Source organism: Candidatus Babeliales bacterium, assembly GCA_019749895.1.
Lineage (GTDB): Bacteria > Babelota > Babeliae > Babelales > RVW-14 > AaIE-18.
In genome coordinates this window covers 187,184-206,987 of the sequence record JAIEPG010000008.1, presented here as the reverse complement: position 1 = coordinate 206,987, position 19,804 = coordinate 187,184, and the positions used below count along the sequence as shown (strand labels likewise).

18 protein-coding genes are annotated in these 19,804 nt (G+C 42.1%); 4 read left to right on the top strand and 14 right to left on the bottom strand.

Features of this window, described 5'->3' with window-relative positions; translation table 11 throughout:
• The 3 genes from K2W90_06400 to K2W90_06390 all read right to left on the bottom strand — a co-directional run.
• The coding region (locus tag K2W90_06400; protein MBY0353967.1) for a UDP-N-acetylglucosamine--N-acetylmuramyl-(pentapeptide) pyrophosphoryl-undecaprenol N-acetylglucosamine transferase at positions 1-728 on the bottom strand (728 nt) is incomplete at its 3' end.
• Complete coding sequence (locus K2W90_06395; protein MBY0353966.1) at positions 715-2,514, bottom strand: tetratricopeptide repeat protein; 1,800 nt, start codon at positions 2,512-2,514, stop codon at positions 715-717. The genes K2W90_06400 and K2W90_06395, both read right to left, overlap by 14 nt.
• Positions 2,515-2,516: 2 nt before the next feature.
• Entirely contained in the window at positions 2,517-2,969 is a 453-nt protein-coding gene (locus K2W90_06390) for a DUF721 domain-containing protein (protein ID MBY0353965.1), read from the bottom strand.
• Between the two features lie 127 nt (positions 2,970-3,096).
• On the opposite strand from K2W90_06390, the gene K2W90_06385 reads away from it, so the two are divergent.
• From K2W90_06385 to K2W90_06375, 3 genes are read left to right on the top strand one after another with little or no spacing between them, the layout of a single operon-like run.
• Positions 3,097-3,735, top strand: a complete 639-nt coding sequence (locus K2W90_06385; GenBank protein MBY0353964.1) for a hypothetical protein — start codon at positions 3,097-3,099, stop codon at positions 3,733-3,735.
• A gap of 28 nt (positions 3,736-3,763) precedes the next feature.
• Positions 3,764-4,603: a hypothetical protein gene (locus K2W90_06380; GenBank protein MBY0353963.1), complete on the top strand. Its 840-nt coding sequence runs from the start codon at positions 3,764-3,766 to the stop codon at positions 4,601-4,603.
• Positions 4,604-4,621: 18 nt separating this feature from the next.
• Entirely contained in the window at positions 4,622-6,250 is a 1,629-nt protein-coding gene (locus tag K2W90_06375; protein MBY0353962.1) for a hypothetical protein, read from the top strand.
• Positions 6,251-6,254: 4 nt separating this feature from the next.
• Here K2W90_06375 and K2W90_06370 read toward each other — a convergent pair whose 3' ends face one another.
• Together K2W90_06370 and K2W90_06365 are read right to left on the bottom strand one after the other, a co-directional pair.
• A complete protein-coding gene (locus K2W90_06370; GenBank protein MBY0353961.1) occupies positions 6,255-6,698 on the bottom strand; it encodes a nucleotidyltransferase substrate binding protein in 444 nt (147 codons plus the stop codon).
• The gene (locus tag K2W90_06365) at positions 6,686-6,982 is read right to left on the bottom strand and encodes a nucleotidyltransferase domain-containing protein (GenBank protein MBY0353960.1); all 297 of its coding nucleotides are present in this window, start codon (positions 6,980-6,982) and stop codon (positions 6,686-6,688) included. The genes K2W90_06370 and K2W90_06365 overlap by 13 nt, the downstream gene beginning before the upstream one ends.
• Positions 6,983-7,125: 143 nt before the next feature.
• Here K2W90_06365 and msrB point away from each other — a divergent pair, with 143 nt between their 5' ends.
• Positions 7,126-8,199, top strand: coding sequence for a peptide-methionine (R)-S-oxide reductase MsrB (gene msrB / locus K2W90_06360; protein ID MBY0353959.1), 1,074 nt, complete (start codon positions 7,126-7,128; stop codon positions 8,197-8,199).
• 63 nt (positions 8,200-8,262) lie between these two features.
• Here the strand turns inward: msrB and K2W90_06355 are convergent, their stop codons facing one another.
• The 9 genes from K2W90_06355 to K2W90_06315 all read right to left on the bottom strand — a co-directional run bounded on the left by K2W90_06355 (position 8,263) and on the right by K2W90_06315 (position 19,767).
• Entirely contained in the window at positions 8,263-9,741 is a 1,479-nt protein-coding gene (locus tag K2W90_06355) for a hypothetical protein (GenBank protein ID MBY0353958.1), read from the bottom strand.
• A 22-nt stretch (positions 9,742-9,763) separates the two neighbouring features.
• Positions 9,764-11,284: a hypothetical protein gene (locus K2W90_06350; GenBank protein ID MBY0353957.1), complete on the bottom strand. Its 1,521-nt coding sequence runs from the start codon at positions 11,282-11,284 to the stop codon at positions 9,764-9,766.
• Positions 11,232-12,641: a hypothetical protein gene (locus K2W90_06345; GenBank protein MBY0353956.1), complete on the bottom strand. Its 1,410-nt coding sequence runs from the start codon at positions 12,639-12,641 to the stop codon at positions 11,232-11,234. Before K2W90_06345 ends, K2W90_06350 begins: the two co-directional genes overlap by 53 nt.
• A gap of 22 nt (positions 12,642-12,663) precedes the next feature.
• Positions 12,664-14,154: a hypothetical protein gene (locus tag K2W90_06340; GenBank protein ID MBY0353955.1), complete on the bottom strand. Its 1,491-nt coding sequence runs from the start codon at positions 14,152-14,154 to the stop codon at positions 12,664-12,666.
• Positions 14,155-14,176: 22 nt separating this feature from the next.
• Positions 14,177-16,117 (bottom strand): M48 family metalloprotease, encoded by a 1,941-nt coding sequence (locus K2W90_06335; GenBank protein ID MBY0353954.1) that lies wholly within the window; start codon positions 16,115-16,117, stop codon positions 14,177-14,179.
• 202 nt (positions 16,118-16,319) lie between these two features.
• Positions 16,320-18,125, bottom strand: coding sequence for a translational GTPase TypA (gene typA, locus K2W90_06330; GenBank protein ID MBY0353953.1), 1,806 nt, complete (start codon positions 18,123-18,125; stop codon positions 16,320-16,322).
• Between the two features lie 19 nt (positions 18,126-18,144).
• Complete coding sequence (rpsR, locus tag K2W90_06325; GenBank protein ID MBY0353952.1) at positions 18,145-18,435, bottom strand: 30S ribosomal protein S18; 291 nt, start codon at positions 18,433-18,435, stop codon at positions 18,145-18,147.
• 25 nt (positions 18,436-18,460) lie between these two features.
• A complete protein-coding gene (gene rpsF / locus K2W90_06320) occupies positions 18,461-18,937 on the bottom strand; it encodes a 30S ribosomal protein S6 (protein ID MBY0353951.1) in 477 nt (158 codons plus the stop codon).
• Positions 18,938-19,095: 158 nt separating this feature from the next.
• Complete coding sequence (locus K2W90_06315) at positions 19,096-19,767, bottom strand: XRE family transcriptional regulator (GenBank protein MBY0353950.1); 672 nt, start codon at positions 19,765-19,767, stop codon at positions 19,096-19,098.
• Positions 19,768-19,804 lie beyond the last annotated feature (37 nt).

The window sequence follows — 19,804 nt, the reverse complement described above, 5'->3', positions numbered from 1 at the left end:
TGATGAATAACTTGCAGACTGTTTTTTGCACCGTCTGTACCCATAAAAAAATCTTTAAGTGTTTTGTTGAGCGAAACTGAGCCTTGCGAGCCGCCCAAAATTAATAACGTTTTGCGGTGCGCATCAAAGCCAAGATTTTGTAGCAACATATTTTTATCAAATAAACTGTCATCGCGGTCTGCTGGCGTGTAGCGCAGTGGATAGCTGTGCATCTGGCACTTTTTTGCCGGCAGGCTGGGGTGTGCGCTGGCAAAAGGCAGGGCGATGGTGGTTGCAAAGGGCGCTAAAAATTTTACCGCCAAGCCAGGTTCGGCGTTCAGCTCGTAAAGTTCGATTGGTCGGCATTGCAGCCAGGCGGCCAAACAAACGGGCAGCGAAACGAGGCCGCCGGTTGAGATAACTTTTTCTGGTTTGAGTTTGTATAAAAACATAAAGCTTTTAATAAAACTAGCGCATAACTGCCCAACTAACATTGGAATTTTAAAAAGCTGGGTCATGCCAGAGCCCGAGCGTTTGCCCAGCGATAATGAAATGGTTGAAAAGTTTTGGTGCGGCATTTCGCTGAGTGCGTCGTTAAACCATTGGCGCTGTTGCGTGACGTTGGTCAACAAAACAACAGAGCCCTGCGGGCATTGCTCAAGCCAGCGCTTGCCCAGAACTAAACAGGGAATAACGTGGCCACCCGAGCCCCCGCCAACAACACAGAGTGTTTTTTTATTTGATGTCATACTTTGCTTGTTTTAAATGTTGTTCAATAATACTGTCGTTTGGTGCCAACTCAAGCGCTCGTTTAAATACTCCCATGGCTTCTTGGTTTTTGCCAAGTTTTAACAACACATAACCTTTGGTATCTAAATAGTCGTGCCGGTCTGGTGTTTTTGCCAGCGCTTTGTTGGCAAATTTTAACGCTTGCTCAAGCTTCTCATTTTGTTCTGCATAAATGTATGCTAAAAGGTTGTAGGCTGAAGGATAAACCGGTTCGTGGTTAATTGCCTGTAAAAGTCTTTCGCGTGCTTTGGTAGCGTTTTTGTTTATAAAATGAACATGGCCAATTTGAAAGAGCACTTGCGATTTAAATTGATTGTGTTGTGCGAGTTTGTAAACACGTTCGTAGGCTTGTAGTGCTTGTTCATGTTGTTCAGCTTCAAGGTGCAAATCAGCCAGTGCTGCATTTAAGCGCAGGTTGTCGGTGTGCATGCGCACCAGGTCTTGTAGTGCATCAACCAGCAGGGAGGTAGGTACATTTGTTTTGCGCAATAACAAGAATGTATGCAAGGTAACTTGGCTCATTGGGTCTTTGGCAACCAAGCCTGCCATAAATGAAACAGCGTCATGTGGTCGTTGGTCGGCCAGTAAAATTTCTACTTTGAGCAGCTGCGCTTGTTTAAAGCCTTCTTCTTGAGTGAGCGCTTGGTTGATGGCGGTTACGGCACGGTCATATTTTTTTGCTCTAAAATGTAAGAGCGCCAGATCAAAAAAGTATTTTGGACTGTTATCTTTCATGCGGCTCATGTACTCAGCTGCTTCGTCAAATTTTTCTTCAGTAAAAAGTAGTTGAACCAGCTGTTTTTCTACTTGTTCGTCGCCACCTGTTAAATCGAGAAAGTGTTTATAGCCCTTGATTGCTTCTTTGGTGTTGCCAAGCTGTTCCATCAGCATAGCTTTTACCAGCCAGCCGCGGTCAAATTGTGGGAACATTTTTATGCTGGCTTCAATAGTTCTGAGTGCATCGGGATATTTTTTTTGATCCAAATAAATTTTTGATTGCAAAAAAAGAAAGAGAAAGTGTTTTGGTGCGAGTGCTTGGTTTTTTATGCACTTCTCAAGAAAAGCCAGTGCTTTGGTTGTATTATTTTTTTTAATGTACGACATCGCGGTAAAGTAAGCAATTTGTGGGTTGTCGGGAAATTTTTTGAGTAGTTCTTGAAAGAGCTCTTCTGCTTTATCTTCTTGGCCGGTAAAGGCGTAGGTTTGTGCCAAAATTAAGGCGTGCTCATGCTGGTTTTTAAAAAGTTCTTTAAACTCTTTTCCTTTCTTTTCATACAGCTGCTTAATCACATCAAACTGGCTAGTGTCGGCTAGCAGTTGAATAAATGGATCGTACACAAACGGCGAATGTTTCTTTGCTAAAATTGAGCGAAAGCTTTGTAGTGCGCGCTGCGCATTGCCTTTGCCGTACTGGTAATTTGCTGCCAAAAATTGTGTGTACTGGTCTGCCTTGGTGCTTGACGTGTCGTGCGTTAATTCAATGCTTGCATGAGTGGTTGTGCATTGTACGAGCAGTAGGCACATTATCTTTGTAATTTTGAAGAGCCCGCATAGCCCGTTCGTCCTGAGCTTGTCGAAGGATAGGGCGAAGCGGGGTATTGTTATTTGCCACTCAGTGCCCGACCCTTCGACAGGCTCAGGGCGAACGGGCACAAAAAAATAGCCAATGTAAGAACGAATACATACTTTTTTAATTATCAAGTTGGCGTCTCGAATGATTTGAATGGCATTCTTAAAGCCTATCATACCTAACTCCTTTTTGTTTTTTTGCAATGAACAAGAAATTTTTGTAGCGATGCGCGCAGCTCAGTATCTTCAACTTTTTCAAGATGCGCATGCTCATCGTTATTCAAAGCGTAGCGCTTTGGATCGAGTTCTTGCAAGGAGTCAGTCTCCTGATCGGATTTTTTTGTTGGGATAGGTTTTTTGCTCTTCAAAATACGAAAACGAATTTCTTTAACCCGCTCTTGTTGCAAGACGGTGTTTATCTTTCGCTTGAGCATGGGCGCAAGCATCATAAGTTCTTGGGCCCACGCGGGGTGGGTAACGCCAAGATAAATGCAGTCGTTGGTTACGCATTCAAGACTAACGTTTTCTTTCATGGGGCCAATAATGCGCTCCCATTCTTGAAAAAGCGTTATCTTCCAGCGGTGCTCTTGATTGATACAATCAACGACCAATTTTTTTATTGCTATTGCCACAAGATCCTCACTATAATTCTTTTGTTTGTGGATAAAGGTATACAAAATATTTACAAGAAATAGAAGCTTTCTGATAAAATAATGGTCTGTTTGTTTAAAGTATTATTTTTTTTCAAAGGATAGTTCGATGTTGATACTTCGCGCCATAGTTTTTGCTTTGATTTTTACTCACGTTTCGCCCGCACTTTTTGCAACGCTTACGCTTGAGCGTGCTTTGTCATATTGCTCGCAAGCTGTTGGTGGTTTGCCGCTGGGTGGGCGTGACAAGTTTGCGCAAGAAGTTTTTACGCGTGAGCGATTAACTTCTTTGAATGAGCTGCTTGCAAAAGATGGTGAAATGCGCAGGATGCGTGCGCTTGATAATGAAAGAATAAGCGAAGCTGCAGAGTATTGTATTTGCGTGGTACTTGGCGTTCGTGAGTTGAGCGCTGCGCAAAAAGAGATGTTTAACGACATTGTTAAAGCGTGCCACGCAAAAATAGATAAGCGCGTTGCTGATGAAGCGAAGTCATCCCCAAAAAGAAGCAAGAAAATATCTAAAAAAACGTCTAAAAAAAGTTCTAAGAAATCACCTGACCGTGTTCAACATAATCAGCGGCTTAAAACAAAAGCGATTGAAGAATTGGCGGTTCGCATTATCAGTACTTTTTTGGTGCGGCATTGGAATTTAAAAAGTTTTGGTTCTGTTGCAAGCAGCTCAACAGGAAGCTTGCCTGATGATAACGAATGTTATAGTTATGTAAGTGACGATGATTCAGATTACTAGTATTTTTTACTTTTAAAAGGAGAGAGTAATGAAGATGATTAAGTATATGTTTTTTGCAGCATGCGTGGGAGTGGTTCATTTCTCTTGTGTGGAAGCAAAAATTGATAGAAAGATGGTTGCTGGTTTTTTGAGTGGCATAGAGGGGGGTTGTCTTCTTGATGGCAGGTTTGCAAGCGAGATTTTTAATGAAGAAAATCTTCTTTTTCTGAATAATGAAATTGAAACACATTTTTGTGTTGGTGCGATGCGGCTTAGACGCGAGCGAAGCAAGGCTTGGATAGAAAAACTACTTAAAACATTTATTGAAAAGGTTTTAGGCGTTCGTGCATTGAATGAGGCTCAACAGGCTCTTTTTGATACATCGTGTCGTTATGTTGGGCTTAGGAATGAAAAGACTTCAAAAGATCAGGATGAGGCTAATATCGTTAAAATCATTCAAGGCTTCTTTATAAATCACTGGCGTAGCCAGGGACAGCTTGAGAGCAGGTACTATGCAGACATTTTTGATGCTGTTTCTGAACATAAAAGTTGGCTAATTGTAAAAAACGCGATCACCCTTTTTCCTGTAGAGCTTGATAGAGTACTTGATGCTCTTGTAAAAAAATACCCAAGTGCTAGAGTTTATGCGGGGCAGGTTAGGTCTTTTATCGAAAGTTTTATGATGGACATTACGGCTGACAGTCGCTGGCCGCACCCTGATTGTTCGTACCAAGATTGTGAAGATGCTTTGGGGAACGTTCTTGATGTGCTTTCTGGTAAGCATGGTGCTGCTGTCTATGCATTTTCTTCTGTGCTTGCTTGTTTGACCAAGAAGCTTGTTGAAAATGGTTGTATCGAAGACTCTTGTGGTGTTTTAGCTGATGATTAATTAAAAAAAGGAATACTCGTGCAAAATTCGTGGCTTGTTTTACTTCCGCCGGTTATGGTGGTCTTTTTGGCAGCAACAACCCGTCGTGTGATACTTTCTTTGTTGAGTGGTATTTTTACGGCCTTGTTACTTTTAAATGATTTTTCCATAACTAAAGCGGTGCCACAATTGTTTGTACGTGTGTGGCAGCGGACCGAGCTGGGGACCATTACCTCCTGGCAATCGTTTTGGTCAACCTGGTATTTGTTTATTTGCCTGTTTTTATTAATTTTGGGCATCTTAATTGTGGTTATTAACGCTTCAGGCGGGGCTTATGCCTACGCTGACTTTGTGAGTAAGCGGTTAAAAGACCCCAAGCATGCTGAAGGCTCTTCACTGCTGCTTTCGCTCTTTTTCTTTGTTGATGACTATTTTAGCTGTTTAACGGTTGGGTCGGTGATGCAGGCCATTACCGACCGCTTTAAAATTCCGCGCGTTAAGCTGGCCGTGCTGGTTAACTCAATGGCTGTGCCGTTGGTGGTGATTGTGCCGGTTTCTAGCTGGGTAGCGCAAATTACTATGCAGTTGCGCCAGTCTGGCGTGGCACCTGCAACCGGTGCTGGTGTGCTGGTGTTGGGCGATCCATTTTTTATTTATGCGCACGTGATTCCGTTTATTTTTTACTCATTTATTTTGGTTGCGTCTGTTGTCTTTCTGGTCAGCTGTCGCAAGTCGTTTGGCTTGGTCCGTGCGCATGAAAAGATTGCGCTTGAAAGTGGCAACTTGTTTGGCGGCAAAATGCCGGTTACGCGTCGTACCCGAAACCTTGATCATGAATCAATGAAAAAAAGTTCAGTGCTCGACTTTGTCTTGCCAATTGGCGTGCTGTTTGTTTCGGTATTTGTGGGCATTTTGTATTTTGGTAATTATGTAGGAATGCGCGGTAGCAACTCGTTACTGCAGGCTCTGCAGCACACGCAAATTGCGCCAGCGTTGTTTGTGGGCGCGGTGGTGGCACTGGCTACCAGCTTGGTGCTTTACCTTGCTCGTGGTAAGTTTTATTTGAGTGAGTTGCCGGGCTTATTTGTTGACGGCATTAAGCTGATGGGCCCAACCGTTTTTGTATTGATTTTAATTTGGACGTTGAGCAACTTGATGACCAACGATTTGGCTACCGGCCAATACTTGGCACATGTGCTTATTGGGCATATCAAAGTGAGTTTCTTGCCCGTGATGTTTTTTATTACTGCTGCGTTAACCGCCTCAACCATGGGCTCTGCGTGGGGCAGCATTGGTATTTTGGTGCCAATTGCTATTCCCATGATGACCAATCTTTTGGCCGCTTCCGGGCCGGTTGATGTCGCTGCGTTGCCAATTTTGTATCCGCTGATTGGCGCTATTATTTCTGGCGCTGTCGTGGGCAACCACATTTCCCCGATTTCTGACACCATGCTCATGTCGTCGTCAAGCGCGGGCGCGTATCATCTTGATGTGGTGCGTGCGCAGTTTGAGCTTACCTTCCCAACCATTGTTTCAACGGCTCTGGCATTTTTAATTGCTGGGTTGATGGTGCAAAGCCATTCATGGCTTGTTGGGGCTGCCGTGTCGCTTGGTGTTGGCTTGATAAGCAACGTGCTGTTGCTTACGTTGTTAAGCAAGAAGCGGTAGGTTTTTACGGTTTTGTACGCTTAACGATCCGTTCAAGAACTGGATAGTAGTGCACAATTTTGCCGCTGAGAATTTCGGCAACTTCTTCTTTGTAAAGATGGGAAGTATTGTTGCGGTAATCAACCATTTCCATGAGAAGATTGGCTTCTTTTTCAGAAATAAGATTTATTTGGCAGCTTGAACGAATTACCGGTTTGGGTGCATAGATATCAGGAATGCTAGCGAATTTGTATTCACTATAATCTTTTAAATACTTCCAAAGACTTTCGATTGTGTACTCAAAGCGTTGAATGGTAGAATCACGCAATCCCAGTTCAATATTGTGGGCCATTTCTGGGTCGTATTTTTGTGTGGCAGTTTCTTTGATTTTTGCCAAAATATCGATTGCTGTTTCTAACGTTGTAAGAGCGTTGCAAAGATTTTTGTATTTTACTGCTATTTTTGCCATAAAATTCTATCGTTCATAATTTCATTTTTTAGATCTGGAGAGGCGTCTTGCAGATCTACGAGATCAACAAAAACAGGAACGTTTGAATCTTCAATGTCTGATGCTATTTTAAATAACATAGAAATATCGATCTTTTTTTCACAATCGATTGCCAAATCGATATCGGCACCTTCTCGATGGGTATTGCGTGCTCGAGAGCCGAAAAGATATACCGAGCATCCCGGAATATGTTTGTTTATAATCTCAAGTAATTTTTCTTGATAGGTCTCGGTTGCTGGCGCCATGCCCAATCTCCATGTTCAATAACTCTTATTTGTTAATAAGCTAACAGCAAAAATGTTTTTGGGCAAATTCTTGATTTTTTCTCTCTTCTCAAGACTATCTTGGTAACAGTGTTATTATTACCATTAATTGGGAGGGTTGTGCGATGCTTACTTTTTTTTTAACAACGCTTTTGTTGCTAGGAGACATAATGCCGCTACATGCCGAAAATAAAAATACTGAAACTGCCACTTTTGCCGGTGGCTGCTTTTGGTGCATGGTGCCACCATTTAAAAAACTAGGGAATCTTGCTATTGTTGCTGGATACATGGACGGTACCGGCGACAACCCAACCTACGAAGATTATGCCCAAAAAGGCTACGTTGAGGTGGTGCAAATTACTTTTGATCCAACAGAAATTTCGTATCAACAGTTGCTTGATACCTACTGGCAACAGATAGATCCAACTGATTCTGGTGGTCAATTTGGCGACCGTGGCCCGCATTATCACACCGTTATTTTTTATCATTCTGATGAGCAAAAGAAGCTGGCTCAGGCGTCAAAAAAAGCCCTGCAAGAATCTGGTCGGTTTGAGAAACCAATTGCTACTGAAATAAAAGAAGCTACGCAGTTTTTTGTGGCAGAAAAATATCATCAAAATTATTATGAAAAAAACCCAGAACATTACAAAGCGTATCGTGCAGCTTCGGGCCGTGATCAATTTTTGAAAAAGGTATGGTCGCAGGATAGTAAGCCGGCTGAAACAAAAAACAAAGAGCCAGAAAACAACAAATATCAAAAGCCATCTGACGAAGAACTGCGCAAAAAGCTGTCATCTGAACAGTATAATGTTACGCAAATGTGTTCAACTGAAACGCCTTTTAAAAACGAATATTTCAATAATAAGCGTGCCGGCATTTATGTTGACCGAGTTTCAGGTGAGCCGCTGTTTAGTTCGCATGACAAATACGATTCCGGCACTGGCTGGCCAAGTTTTGTAAAGCCACTAGAGTCTGAAAATATTGTTACTAAGCAAGAAAGTGGTTGGTTGAGCCGTTGGTTTGGTGGTAGGACTGAAGTGCGCAGTAAGCATGGCGATTCTCACCTTGGGCATGTTTTTAACGATGGTCCAGCGCCAACAGGCTTGCGCTATTGCCTAAACTCGGCAGCGCTTAGGTTTATTCCGGTCGAAGATTTAGAACGAGAAGGTTATGGGCAGTATAAGAAATTGTTTGAGTAAATAAAAAGAGCCCACAACGTTTAACGCTGTGGGCTCTTTTTATTTAAATCTTAGATTAGTTTTTTATTGGCTGTCGCTTTGTTCTGCACGAGCACGTTCCATTTTTTCTTCAAGTTCTTTAAGAAGAACCGGATATTTTTCATGCAGCTCAGCAAGTAAGGGCAAACGACAGGTGAGGATATCGGGATGTTCTGTCAAAGAACCGTGTAGAGAGCAAGAATCTTGGTTATGGACAATGGGAACATGAGCATTGAAAAAATAAGATATGGGATCTTTTCTCATGTTTTTATCTAACAAGAGCAATAGGGGGTTATTTTCGATGCTTTCAAGTAATAAATAAGCATGGATATCTGCGTTAAACTCAATATTGAATGCTCGTAAAGTTTTATAATCATGAGGAGGTATGGTGTTTGTCTTTATAAACCCTAAGAGGTCAGGATTATTACTGTATTGCTGGTGGTGACCAAGCTCATGAGCAATGGCGAAAGGTACGCAAAGAAGGCTGCCTCTGTGAGTAAAAAAAGTTATGTCCATTCTTATAAAAGATCTGTTAGGGGTTGCTTGGTACTCAAAAACGAAACCTACGAGAGGATCTGCCACCGTGAGGGGGGTCTTGGTTGTGATCATTTGGTGAAGTTGCTGGAGGAATGGATAGCTTATAACTTCGTAGAGGACGCTATAACCATTTAAAGGAACCTCATAATCGTAGGTATGGTAATTTTTTGTTATGGGGGATTCATCTAGCAAAGCGTCAGTTTTGAATGAGCGAGTTTTTGAAGGATAGCCTCTAAGATTTATTGATTCGCAGATTTCTAATTCACTTATTTTGTCAATTAAACAACACTCAATGCGTGTGTTGTCGTGGATAGTACAACATTGCTGTAGATCGCCAGGTCTTTGGTGGCAGACGTCAAACCTGTGTTTCCGGCCATATCGTGCCAGTCCCGCAATTTCTTTGCCGGCTTCAGAAAGTTCTGGTATTTCATCTTTTTGATCGTCAAAAGGGCAGTTATTTTGTGGCAAAAAAGGTGCGGTGATGCACATGATGACAAGAGCCCACTGACCAAACGTTTTAGGTGCTAGTGTTGCCGAGGAAGTTGGATAATATTCAGATGAAGTTGGATGGTATTCAGGAAGAGCTTTTTCACATTCGCTGAGCTCTTTCTTAAAGCTTTCAATGTCTACAGGTTTTCCTGTCTCAAAGTAGTGTTTTGCGTACTTCTTTTTTACGAGAGCTTGTCGATTTTTTATTGTATTTGATTGTCGTGCTTCATGAGCTTCAAGAGCATACGTGGTGATTTTATTGCCAAGCCATTTGAAAAAAGGTGTTTCAGCCAAATAGTCGGCCAAGCGTGTAGGCAAGCCGCTATCGTGATATTCGATTGCTGGCTCGACAGGGACGGACGAGGCGACACCGGAATAAGAGCTGCTGGATGAGCTACTTGACGAGCAGCTACTTGAAGCAGCAGCATAAACGTTTGCGTGTCCTGCGGCAAGGCACAGGAAAAGTGAAAATGCGATTGATTGCTTAAAAAGTTTCATAACCTAACCTCTCATTTTTTCATCAGTTGCTCGAACTTGAGCTTGCGGCTCCAGAGCTTGCGCTTGCTTCTTGCTTAGAGAGAGCTGCTGCCATTTTTTCTTTGAGTTCTTGTACGAGAAAAGGATACTTTTCGTGCAGCTCTGCGAAAAGAGCCATACGGCAGGTTATGCTGTCTGGGTGAAGCAAAAATGATTCTGATACGTCGGGGCATTGGGCCAGACCAATCATCAGATAGCCCTTCTTGTCGAGAAATTCAGGATAAAATCGCGCATCGTAAAATAAAAGAAGGTTCCTGCTTATTTTGTTTGGCTCAACCAGTAAATAGGAATGAAGATCTGCGTTAAATTCATTATTAAATGCTCTGAGGTCGTGACTGGTAAATTTTGTGGATGTTGTTCTCATTTTTAAAAAATATTCAGCAAGTGGTTGATTGTTGGTCCGTTGCTGATGATGTCCAAGTTCATGAGCCATAGTGAGTGGGAGCATAAGAAAGCCAGCTTTTTTTTCAAAGTAATCTCTACTTAATTCGACCACTTTTCCAGGGTAATAAGCCGCTTCATCACATCCAGATCTTATTAGACTAAGCTCAGCAGTTTCTGTTGTGGTCAGCGCGCTGAGCATATCTTGAAACAGTCGATATTCGGTGAAGTAAAATTCGCCATGATAACCATTAGCTTCTTTCTCATCTTTATCATAAGGTGGTGTTATCGGTGAAAAATCTTCTAGGCCTTCAATATCAAGAACGTGGATTTTTTTGGGATAACCGCGAAGGCGAAGGTCCTGGCAAATTTCAATGGCATCTTTGCTGCTTATTAAACAACATTCAATACGTGTATTGTCGTGGATAGTACAGCATTGCCGTAGATCGCCAGGTCTTTCATGGCAGACGTCAAACCTGTGTTTCCGGCCATATCGTGCCAGTCCCGCAATTTCTTTGCCGGCTTCAGAAAGTTCTGGTATTTCATCTTTTTGATCGTCAAAAGGGCAGTTATTTTGTGGCAAAAAAGGTGCGGTGATGCACATGATGACAAGAGCCCACTGACCAAACGTTTTAGGTGCTAGTGTTGCCGAGGAAGTTGGATAATATTCAGATGAAGTTGGATGGTATTCAGGAAGAGCTTTTTCACATTCGCCAAGCTCTTTCCTAAAGCTTTCAATGTCTCCAGGTTTTCCTGTTTTAATATATTGTTTTGCATACTGCTTTCTTACGAGAGCTCGTCGATATTTTTTGGCATTTTCTTTTCGAGCTTCATGTGCTTCAAGAGCATACGTGGTGATTTTATTGCCAAGCCATTTGAAAAAAGGTGTTTCAGCTAGGTAGTCGGCTAAGCGGGTAGGTAAGCCGCTGTCGTGATATTTAATCGCTGGCTCAACAAGCACTGACGAGGCTGCAGCATAAACGTTTGCGTGTCCTGCGCTTAAGCACAGGAAGAGTGAAAATACTATTGATTGTTTAAAAAGCTTCATATCATAACCTTTCATTTTGTCGTTAGTTGCTCGAACTTGAGTTTGCAGGGTTTGCGCTTGTTGCTTGTGCTGCACGGGCTTTTTCTTCGAGTGATTTTACGAGAGGATGATAATGTTCGTCTAATTCCGCCAAAACCGAAAGTCGGCAGTACAGGCTGGGATGTTTGGTTAGGGAGGTAGTTGGTTTGCAACGAGCGTCTGAATATGGATAGATGGTTGCTTCATATTTAAAATGGGCAGCTAGCAATCCTACGCCTGGGGTTGAGCCATCCATGACAAGGTATCCAAGAATGTCTGCATTGTCTTCTCGATTGAATCGTCTTACTAGTTCTGAAGAGATGATAACATTGGCCTCTGATAGTGCTTTTGGGATACGGTAGAATAAATCATAATTATTGCCGAATTGTTGATGGTGTCCGACCTCATGTGCCAAAAGGTGACTTAATTCGGTAGGGGAGCATAAGTAATAGTACCAGCTGACGTGTACCGTGTTCGGGTCGGTTGCATACAGGCTTGCAGAGGTGTTGTAGTAATATGCTTCATATTCTGCAGGGGGGCGGGCAAGGTAAAGTGTTGGGGATATGGGGGATTTTGTCGTGTATTTGGTGATAATCTTTTTAAGAGAACGGTGAATAGGGTGGGTGCCGTTACGGACAGCATCGTAGGCGGAACGAGAATGTATAATATCAAAAAGGCCGGATTGACCATAAAGTTCTTCCATGGTGTGGGTCTTGGTTGGGTAGCCCCTGAGATGTATAGATTCACATATTTCTTGGTTGCCTGCCTGCATTATGAAACAACATTCAATGTGTGTGTTGTCATGAACGGTGCAACATTGTTGGCCTGATAGTCTTTCAAGACAGACGTCAAATTTTTCAATACGATGTTTAGCAAGAGAAGTAAGAGTTTCTTCAAGGGTTAAAGGACCTGCGGCTTGGAGTTGCTCGGTTATTGTAATTTGCGGCAAAAACGGGGCTGTGATGCACATGATGACAAGTGCCCATTGACCGAACGTTTTAGGTGCTAGTGTTGCCGATGAAGTTGGATAATATTCAGATGAAGTTGGATGGTATTCAGGAAGAGTTGTTTTGCATTCGCCAAGCTCTTTCTCAAGGCTTTCAACGTCTACAGGTTTTCCTGTCTCAAAGTAGTGTTTTGCGTACTTCTTTTTTACGAGAGCTTGTCGATGTTTTATTGTATTTGATTGTTGTGCTTCATGAGCTTCAAGAGCATACGTGGTGATTTTATTTCCCAGCCATTTGAAAAAAGAAGTTTCAGCCAAATAGTCGGCCAAGCGAGTTGGCAGGCCGCTATCGTGATATTCGATTGCAGGCTCAACAGGCACTGACGAAGCAGCCGCATAAACGTTTTCATGTCCTGCGCTTAAGCACAGGAAAAGTGAAAATGCGATTGATTGCTTAAAAAGTTTCATAACCTAACCTCTCATTTTTTCATCAGTTGCTCGAACTTGAGCTTGCGGCCCCAGAGCTTGCGCTTGCTTTTTGCTCAGTGAAAGCTGCTGCCATTTTTTCTTTCAGTTCTTTTACAAGAACAGGATATTTTTCATGAAGCTCAACAAGTAGGGGCAAACGGCAGGTTGAGAGATCTGGGTGGTCAGTAAATTGCACATCAAAAAAGAACCGAGTCATATCACATGTGTCAAAATTAAGGACTCCAGTGGTGGAAAAGAAGAAGTTCCATGGTATAGCATTTTCATGTGCCATCCCAAGTAAAGCGTGGTTTTCAATTTCTTCTGTCATCAAATACGAATAAATATCTGCATTAAATTCATCGTTAAATAATCGAATTGTTTGGACATTGGAGGGGCTTCCTTTTCCAAATAAAACATCAATGGCTGAGGGCAATTCATAGAGGCGTTTCTTGAAAGACGGGTTGTTGGTTGCTTGGTGATGGTGTCCCAGCTCGTGAGCCATTAAACTTGGTAGCATGAGTTGCTGTCCTTTGGTTCTAAAGGCGCGATGATCAATTTTAACGGCGTTGCCGTTATTTTGGCTATAATGTGAACCGATGTAGTTCCATCCTGTCTTAAGTAAAAGTTCAAGCGTAACAGGAGCCTCTGTTGTTAACGTTTTTGTCAAATTATTGAAAAGCTCATTGTTACTAATTCTGTAGTAATCTTTTTGATATTCTTCGTAAGCTGGCAGCTCCGTAGGAGTTGTGTTTGTTACCCCTTTCATGTCAAAAATATGAATGTCTGATGGATAACCACGCAACGTAATGTTGCTGCACACCTCTATATCACTTTTTTCATCAATCAAGCAGCAGGTGATGAGAGCATTATGATGAACGGTACAGCATTGTTTTAAGTCGCAGCTTTGTTCGTGGCAGACGTCAAACCTGTGTATTCGACCACTTTGTGCTAGGGCTGCTAGTTCTTTGCCGGCTTCAGAAAGTTCTGGTATTGCATTGTCATGATCATCAAAGGGGCCGTTATTTTGTGGCAAAAATGGTGCAGTGATGCACATGATGACAAGAGCCCACTGACCGAACGTTTTAGGTGCCAGTGTTGCCGAGGAAGTTGGATAATATTCAGATGAAGTTGGGTGAAATTCAGGAAGAGCTTTTTCACATTCGCGAAGCTCTTTCTCAAGGCTTTCTTTGTCTACAGGCTTACCTTCTTTTATGAGCTGCCTTTTTATTGCGTTGATTTTTTGTGCTTCATGTGCTTCAAGCGTGATTTTGCCAAGCCAGGTAAAAAAACGCGTTTCAGCCAGGTAGTCGGCAAGATGCTTTGGCCAGGTGTTGTGCTCGGAAGGTGAAGCGGAGTCGCTTGAATTATCCCTGCTTGAAGCAGCGGCGCTGGACGATGATGCCTCAGAAGAAGCTGCGTGGCTTGAGCTGCTGGCAGCCGCGTAAACATTTGCATGTCCTGCGCTCAGGCACAGGAAAAGTGAAAGTGCGATTGATTGCTTAAAAAGTTTCATATTTTAACCTCTCATTTTGTCGTTAGTTGCTCGAACTTGAGCTTGCAGGGCTTGCGCTTGCGGCTTGTGCAGCACGAGCACGCTCCATTTGTTCTTCAAGTTCTTTAACAAGTACTGGATATTTTTCATGCAGCTCTGCCAACAGTGGTATGCGGCAGGTAAGTTCGTCTGGGTGTTCTGTTAAAGAATGTGGCAGTGAGCAGTGGTCGGTGTTGTCAATGATACCGAGTTTTAGGCTTTTTGCGTAGAGAACAAGAAATTGTAACGGATGGGCTTTGAGGAGAAAAAAATCTATCAAAGCCGCATTCTCTGTTAACAAGTAAGAATGGATATCTGCATTAAATTCTATATTAAATGCCCTAACGCTTTTTTCGCTTATGTGGTATGGAAAAATAATAGAACTGACAGTCGTTGTTATGCCTTGCGATAAAAAATAGTCTTTGTTACGAAGAACAAGATCAATTCTTTTACTAAAAGAAAGAGATACAATGTTTGTAGCTCGCATTAAGACAGGGTTATTGCCATGTTGTTGATGGTGTCCAAGTTCGTGAGCCAGGACATTGGGTATCAAAGTGCTTTCTAGATTGTTTAAGAACATTTCTTGAGTGAACATCACCATTTTAAACTGTGGAAAGTATGCTGCTGACGATCCTTCCACACCATTAAGCCCGTAGCTGGTTGTTATTATAAGCCCAGGCGTTATCGAGGTGTTTGTTGTTAATTTTTCTGCAAAATGATTGAATAGTGGATAATCAATAACAAGGCTAGAATGTTCTAAATCTGCGGGGTCAAAAGGTGGCAGTGCAGGTGTTGGCTTTTCATATTCAAATCTGTGAATTTTTGATGGATGTCCAACAAGATAGATTGTTTTGCAAATTTCTAATCCGCTTCTTGTGTCAATTAAACAGCATTCAATACGCGTGTTGTCGTGAATTGTGCAACATTGTCTCAGGTCGTTAGGTCTTTCGTGGCAAACATCAAATCTTTCTAAGCGGTCATCTTTGGCAAGTTCAACAAGTTGTTCGTGCAGTTCCATTCCGTACTCCTCTTGCGATGGGTAGCTGGTGGTATTTGGTACAACTTGTGCAAAAAGTTGCATTGCGCACAGTAAAAAATTTTGCCACGGGGCGAGTGGTTCTTCAAGATTGCTACGTCCTTCAAAGGTTATGAATTTCCCGGGTTCACCAAAGTCGGGTATTTTGTCAGCAGGAAATGCGGATACTATTGATTTGATTATGGCATCCTTGAGATCCTTGAGGTTGCGGTGTGATTTTTTATTTTCTATAACTTTGGTAATTAATTGAGATAATTCTGAATCTTCCAATGTTATGAGTTGTGCCTTGATGTTGTTAGTCGTAGTAGTTTTTTCTTTGTAGTATTTGAAAAAAGAGTAAAAAATATGGGCAGTGGCAAAAATAATCATCGTCAAAGAAAGATATTTTATCGGCTCCATTGGCGACGCTGCCGCGGCTCCCATACTAGTTGCTGCCCAGAATAATGCGGTACGTCCTAAGGAGTTTTTGTTTTGTTCAAAACAATCATGGGCGTATTTGGCTAATTCTTTTGGGTCTTGGGTGTCGAGTTTTGGATCTATTGATGAAAAAGCTTTTTTAATTTTCTTGTCTTTCCAGTTCTGTTGAAGCCCTTTTTTAGTATTTTCTTTTCGAGCATCAAATGCTTCTTGGGCCAATCGAGTAATATAATTTCCCAGCCATTGAAAAAAACGTGTTTCTGCCAAATAGTCAGCCACGCGAGTTGGCAGGCCACTGTCGTGGAATTCAACAATTGGTTCCGTTTGCTGGCTTGAAGAAGCTGGCCACGCCTCGCTTGAAGAAGCTGCCGCGCTGGATGGAGCTTGACGTGAAGAGCTTGCTCCACTCGAAGAGGCTGCTCCGTACATGCCTTGCTGAAAGCTTAAACTGACAGCAAGTACAAAAACTAAATATTTTTTAAAATTCTTCATAATGATAACCTCCGGAATATAACCTCGCAATGAAATAATCTCTCAAAAGCCCAAAATGGGGCCATTCTTATCCATTTCTTAAAGTTTAATAAATTTAAGAAATATTGTCAAATTGGCAAATAAATACCAGGAAAACATGAAAAAGGCCCATAAACATTAAATTTATGGGCCTTTAGCTTAATTATCAGATAATGGGATAGGCTTACTTGCGCTTACGCTCACCAGCCTTCAAATAACGCTTTCTCAAGCGAATTGATTGCGGTGTTACTTCAATAAGCTCATCGTCGTTAATCCAGTCCAACGCTGTTTCAAGCGTTACAACCTTTGGTGGAGCAAGCTTAACCGCGTCATCAGTACCTGAAGCACGCATGTTGGTAAGCTTTTTACCTTTGGTTGGGTTAACTTCAAGATCGTTATCGCGGCTGTGTTCACCAACAATCATGCCTTCATAGCATTCTTGTGTAGGTTTAACAAACAAGATACCGCGTGGTTGTAAGCCGTCGAGCGCGTAGGCGGTAATTTTACCAGCTTCCATAGAAACCATGGCGCCTTTTGAGCGACGATCAAGATCGCCAGCATAAGGCCCGTAGCTGTGGAAACGATGGCTCATAAGACCGGTACCGCGTGTGTCGGTAACAAATTCACTACGGAAACCAATCAAGGTTCTAGCAGGAATTTTGAACTCAAGTTTAACTTTGTTGGTGCCGTAATGGGTCATGTTTTCCAAGAGTCCTTTACGTTTACCAAGGTTTTCCATGAGTACGCCTTGATGATCTTCTTCAATGTCTAACGTCAACAACTCAAACGGTTCATGACGTGCACCATCGATAGTCTTATAAATAACTTCTGGTGCTGAAACTTGCAGTTCAAAACCTTCGCGACGCATTTCTTCAATCAAAATACCAAGATGCAACTGACCACGGCCAGAAACCTTGAAGGTATCGCCGCTTGAAGTTTGTTCAATACGCAACGCAAGGTTGGTTTTAATTTCTTTTTCTAAACGATCCCAAATTTGGCGAGAAGTAAGCAATGAGCCTTCTCTGCCCGCAAATGGTGAGTCGTTAACCGAAATGTAAATAGAAAGCGTAGGTTCATCGATATCAACATATGGCAATGGTGCAGGGTTGGTTACATCGCACAGTGTTGAACCGATGGTAATTTCTTCTGCAAAACCGGTAACCGCAACAATATCGCCAAAGCGAGCGCTTTCTGTTTCTTTACGTACCAAGCCTTCGAACAGATAAATTTTTGTTACTTTCATTGGCGTGCTAACTTTGTCGCCTTTGCAGATAACAATTTGTTGTCCAAGTGCAAGGTTGCCACTGAAAATACGGCCAATACCAATTCTGCCCATATAATCTGAATGGTCCAAGTTGGTAATGAGTAATTGTAGTGTTTCTGCTTTTGCTACTGGTGCCGGAATGTTTTCGATGATTGCATCGAACAACGGTTGCATGGTGCCGCTTGTTACATTTGGCGTGGTTGACATGAAGCCGTTACGGGATGATCCGTAGATAATTGGGAATATCAATTGGTCTTCATGTGTTACCAAATCTAAAAACAGATCGTGAATAAGTGCTTCTGTTCTTTCGATGTCGGCATCTTTACGATCGATTTTGTTAATAACAACAATGGGCTTTAAATTAAGTTGTAGCGCCTTTTGCAATACAAAACGAGTACCTGGAAGAGGACCTTCTGCAGCATCAACGAGCAGCAAAAAGCCCTCGACCATTTGTAATGTTCGTTCTACTTCACCACCAAAATCCATGTGACCTGGTGTATCAACAATGTTGATTTTGCAGTTTGGAAGTTGGATAGAAGTGTTTTTAGCAAGAATGGTAATCCCACGCTCACGCTCAATATCACCGGAGTCCATGACGCGCTCAGCATGTTCAACAGCTGTGCCAGACTGAGTAAGCATTTGGTCGACCAAGGTAGTTTTACCATGATCCACGTGGGCTATGATAGCAATATTTCTAATATCGGTACGAGTTTGCTGAGTATTCATGGATATCCATTTTCATTTGTTAAATGTGGTGAATTGCACAGAACGGTAACAACGCCATGCTACGAGCAGTTTTAATTGAGCTTGAAAGCTTGCGTTGATGGAAGAAACAGTTGCCAGAAACACGTGAAGGGAGAATTTTGTGACGTTCAGTCAAAAATACTCTCAAGAGTCCGGTGTTCTTAAAATCGAGCAAACGTTCTTGCTCTGGTTTTGAGCAGAAACGGCAATGTTTTGAGGTGGAATATGATTGCTTACGTGACTTTTTTTTAACAAGACGTGAGCTAATACGAAGACTAAATCTTTTTGACATAATGAAATTCCTTAAATCTGGTTACTTACTTTGATGGTCTCATATCGACATTAAAGTCGTCGGCGCCGAATTCATCGCTGTTTGCTTCTACGCTGTCCAGCAAGTTTTCGATTTTGTTTTCTTTGAGGAAAGAATCGAGGTTGCCAGTTTTTGCAGCATCGAGTGAATCTGGACGATGGTATTCTGTTGGCGCGTCAGCATCGAGACGTACGCTTACGTGTCTGATGACCGTTTCGCTGTACTTGATTTGCAAGAGATTTTTGATGTCAGTAATGGTTTGGAAAATATGAGCTTTTGGAGCTTCATAGCGTGCCAAAACATAAACGCCATAGCTATGGCTCTTGATTGGATAAGCAAGCTGAAACTTGCCCCATTTGTCAAAGTTGGTCAATTGACCAGCGGACTTAGTCACGATTTTTTCAATGTTACTTTCAATGGTTGAAAGTTCGTCATCGGTAATCTCAGTTGGCGCGAGCATGAGTGTTTCGTAACGAATCATCATAATAAAGGTTCTCCCGAAAAGTGGTTGGTTAAACAATAAAACGTTCAACATGGGGGAGATAGCAATGCATAACGCGCATTGCTAACGGTACCCAAGAATTTCAATAGAAAGTATATTCTAACAAAAGAAAGGCCTTTCTTCAAGGCCCAAAAGATATTTTACAGCGCTTGATAGCGATAAATTACCTTGCCGATAATACGGAAGGAGTCTTTACCGCGAACAAGGGCAATAGGAGCTTTTTTATGGTTGACTGATTCAAAAACCACAAATTCTTCCATGTAATTAACTTGTGCAATTTCACGAACTGGGTTTTCGTCGCCATATTCAACCGCTACTAAGTCGCCTGAATTGGTCCATTGGCCTGGTGAAATCACTAAGAAATCGCCCTTTGAAAAACGTGGTGCAAGGCTGTTGTCTTTGATATGAAGACAAAACATTGAATCATCGTTATTGCCCAAAACCGGTACAAATTGGTCATTATAACCGGTAGCGTGTTGCGTAATTTGATTGTTGTACGCTGATGGTTGTGCAGGTATTTGCCCAACAACAGGAACAATTTGAATATTCAGATCGATTTTTTCTGCGCTGCTTGGCAGTTGTACATCGGCATTTACTTCATTGGTACGATCTTTTTTATAATCAAAAAGATCCGTTGGAAGCAACTCAAATGCTGCAGCCAGCTTTTTAAGCGCGTCTTCGTTCCAACGACGTGTTCCATTTTTAATGTGGGTCAGATAACTTTCTGACATTCCTGTTTTTTCAGCAAGAACTTTGGTCGTCCAACGACGTTCTCTAAGTAGTTCTTTAACGCGTAGTCTTGTAGATAACATGATAGTTCCCCCTACAATTGTAATACTAAAGTCCCTA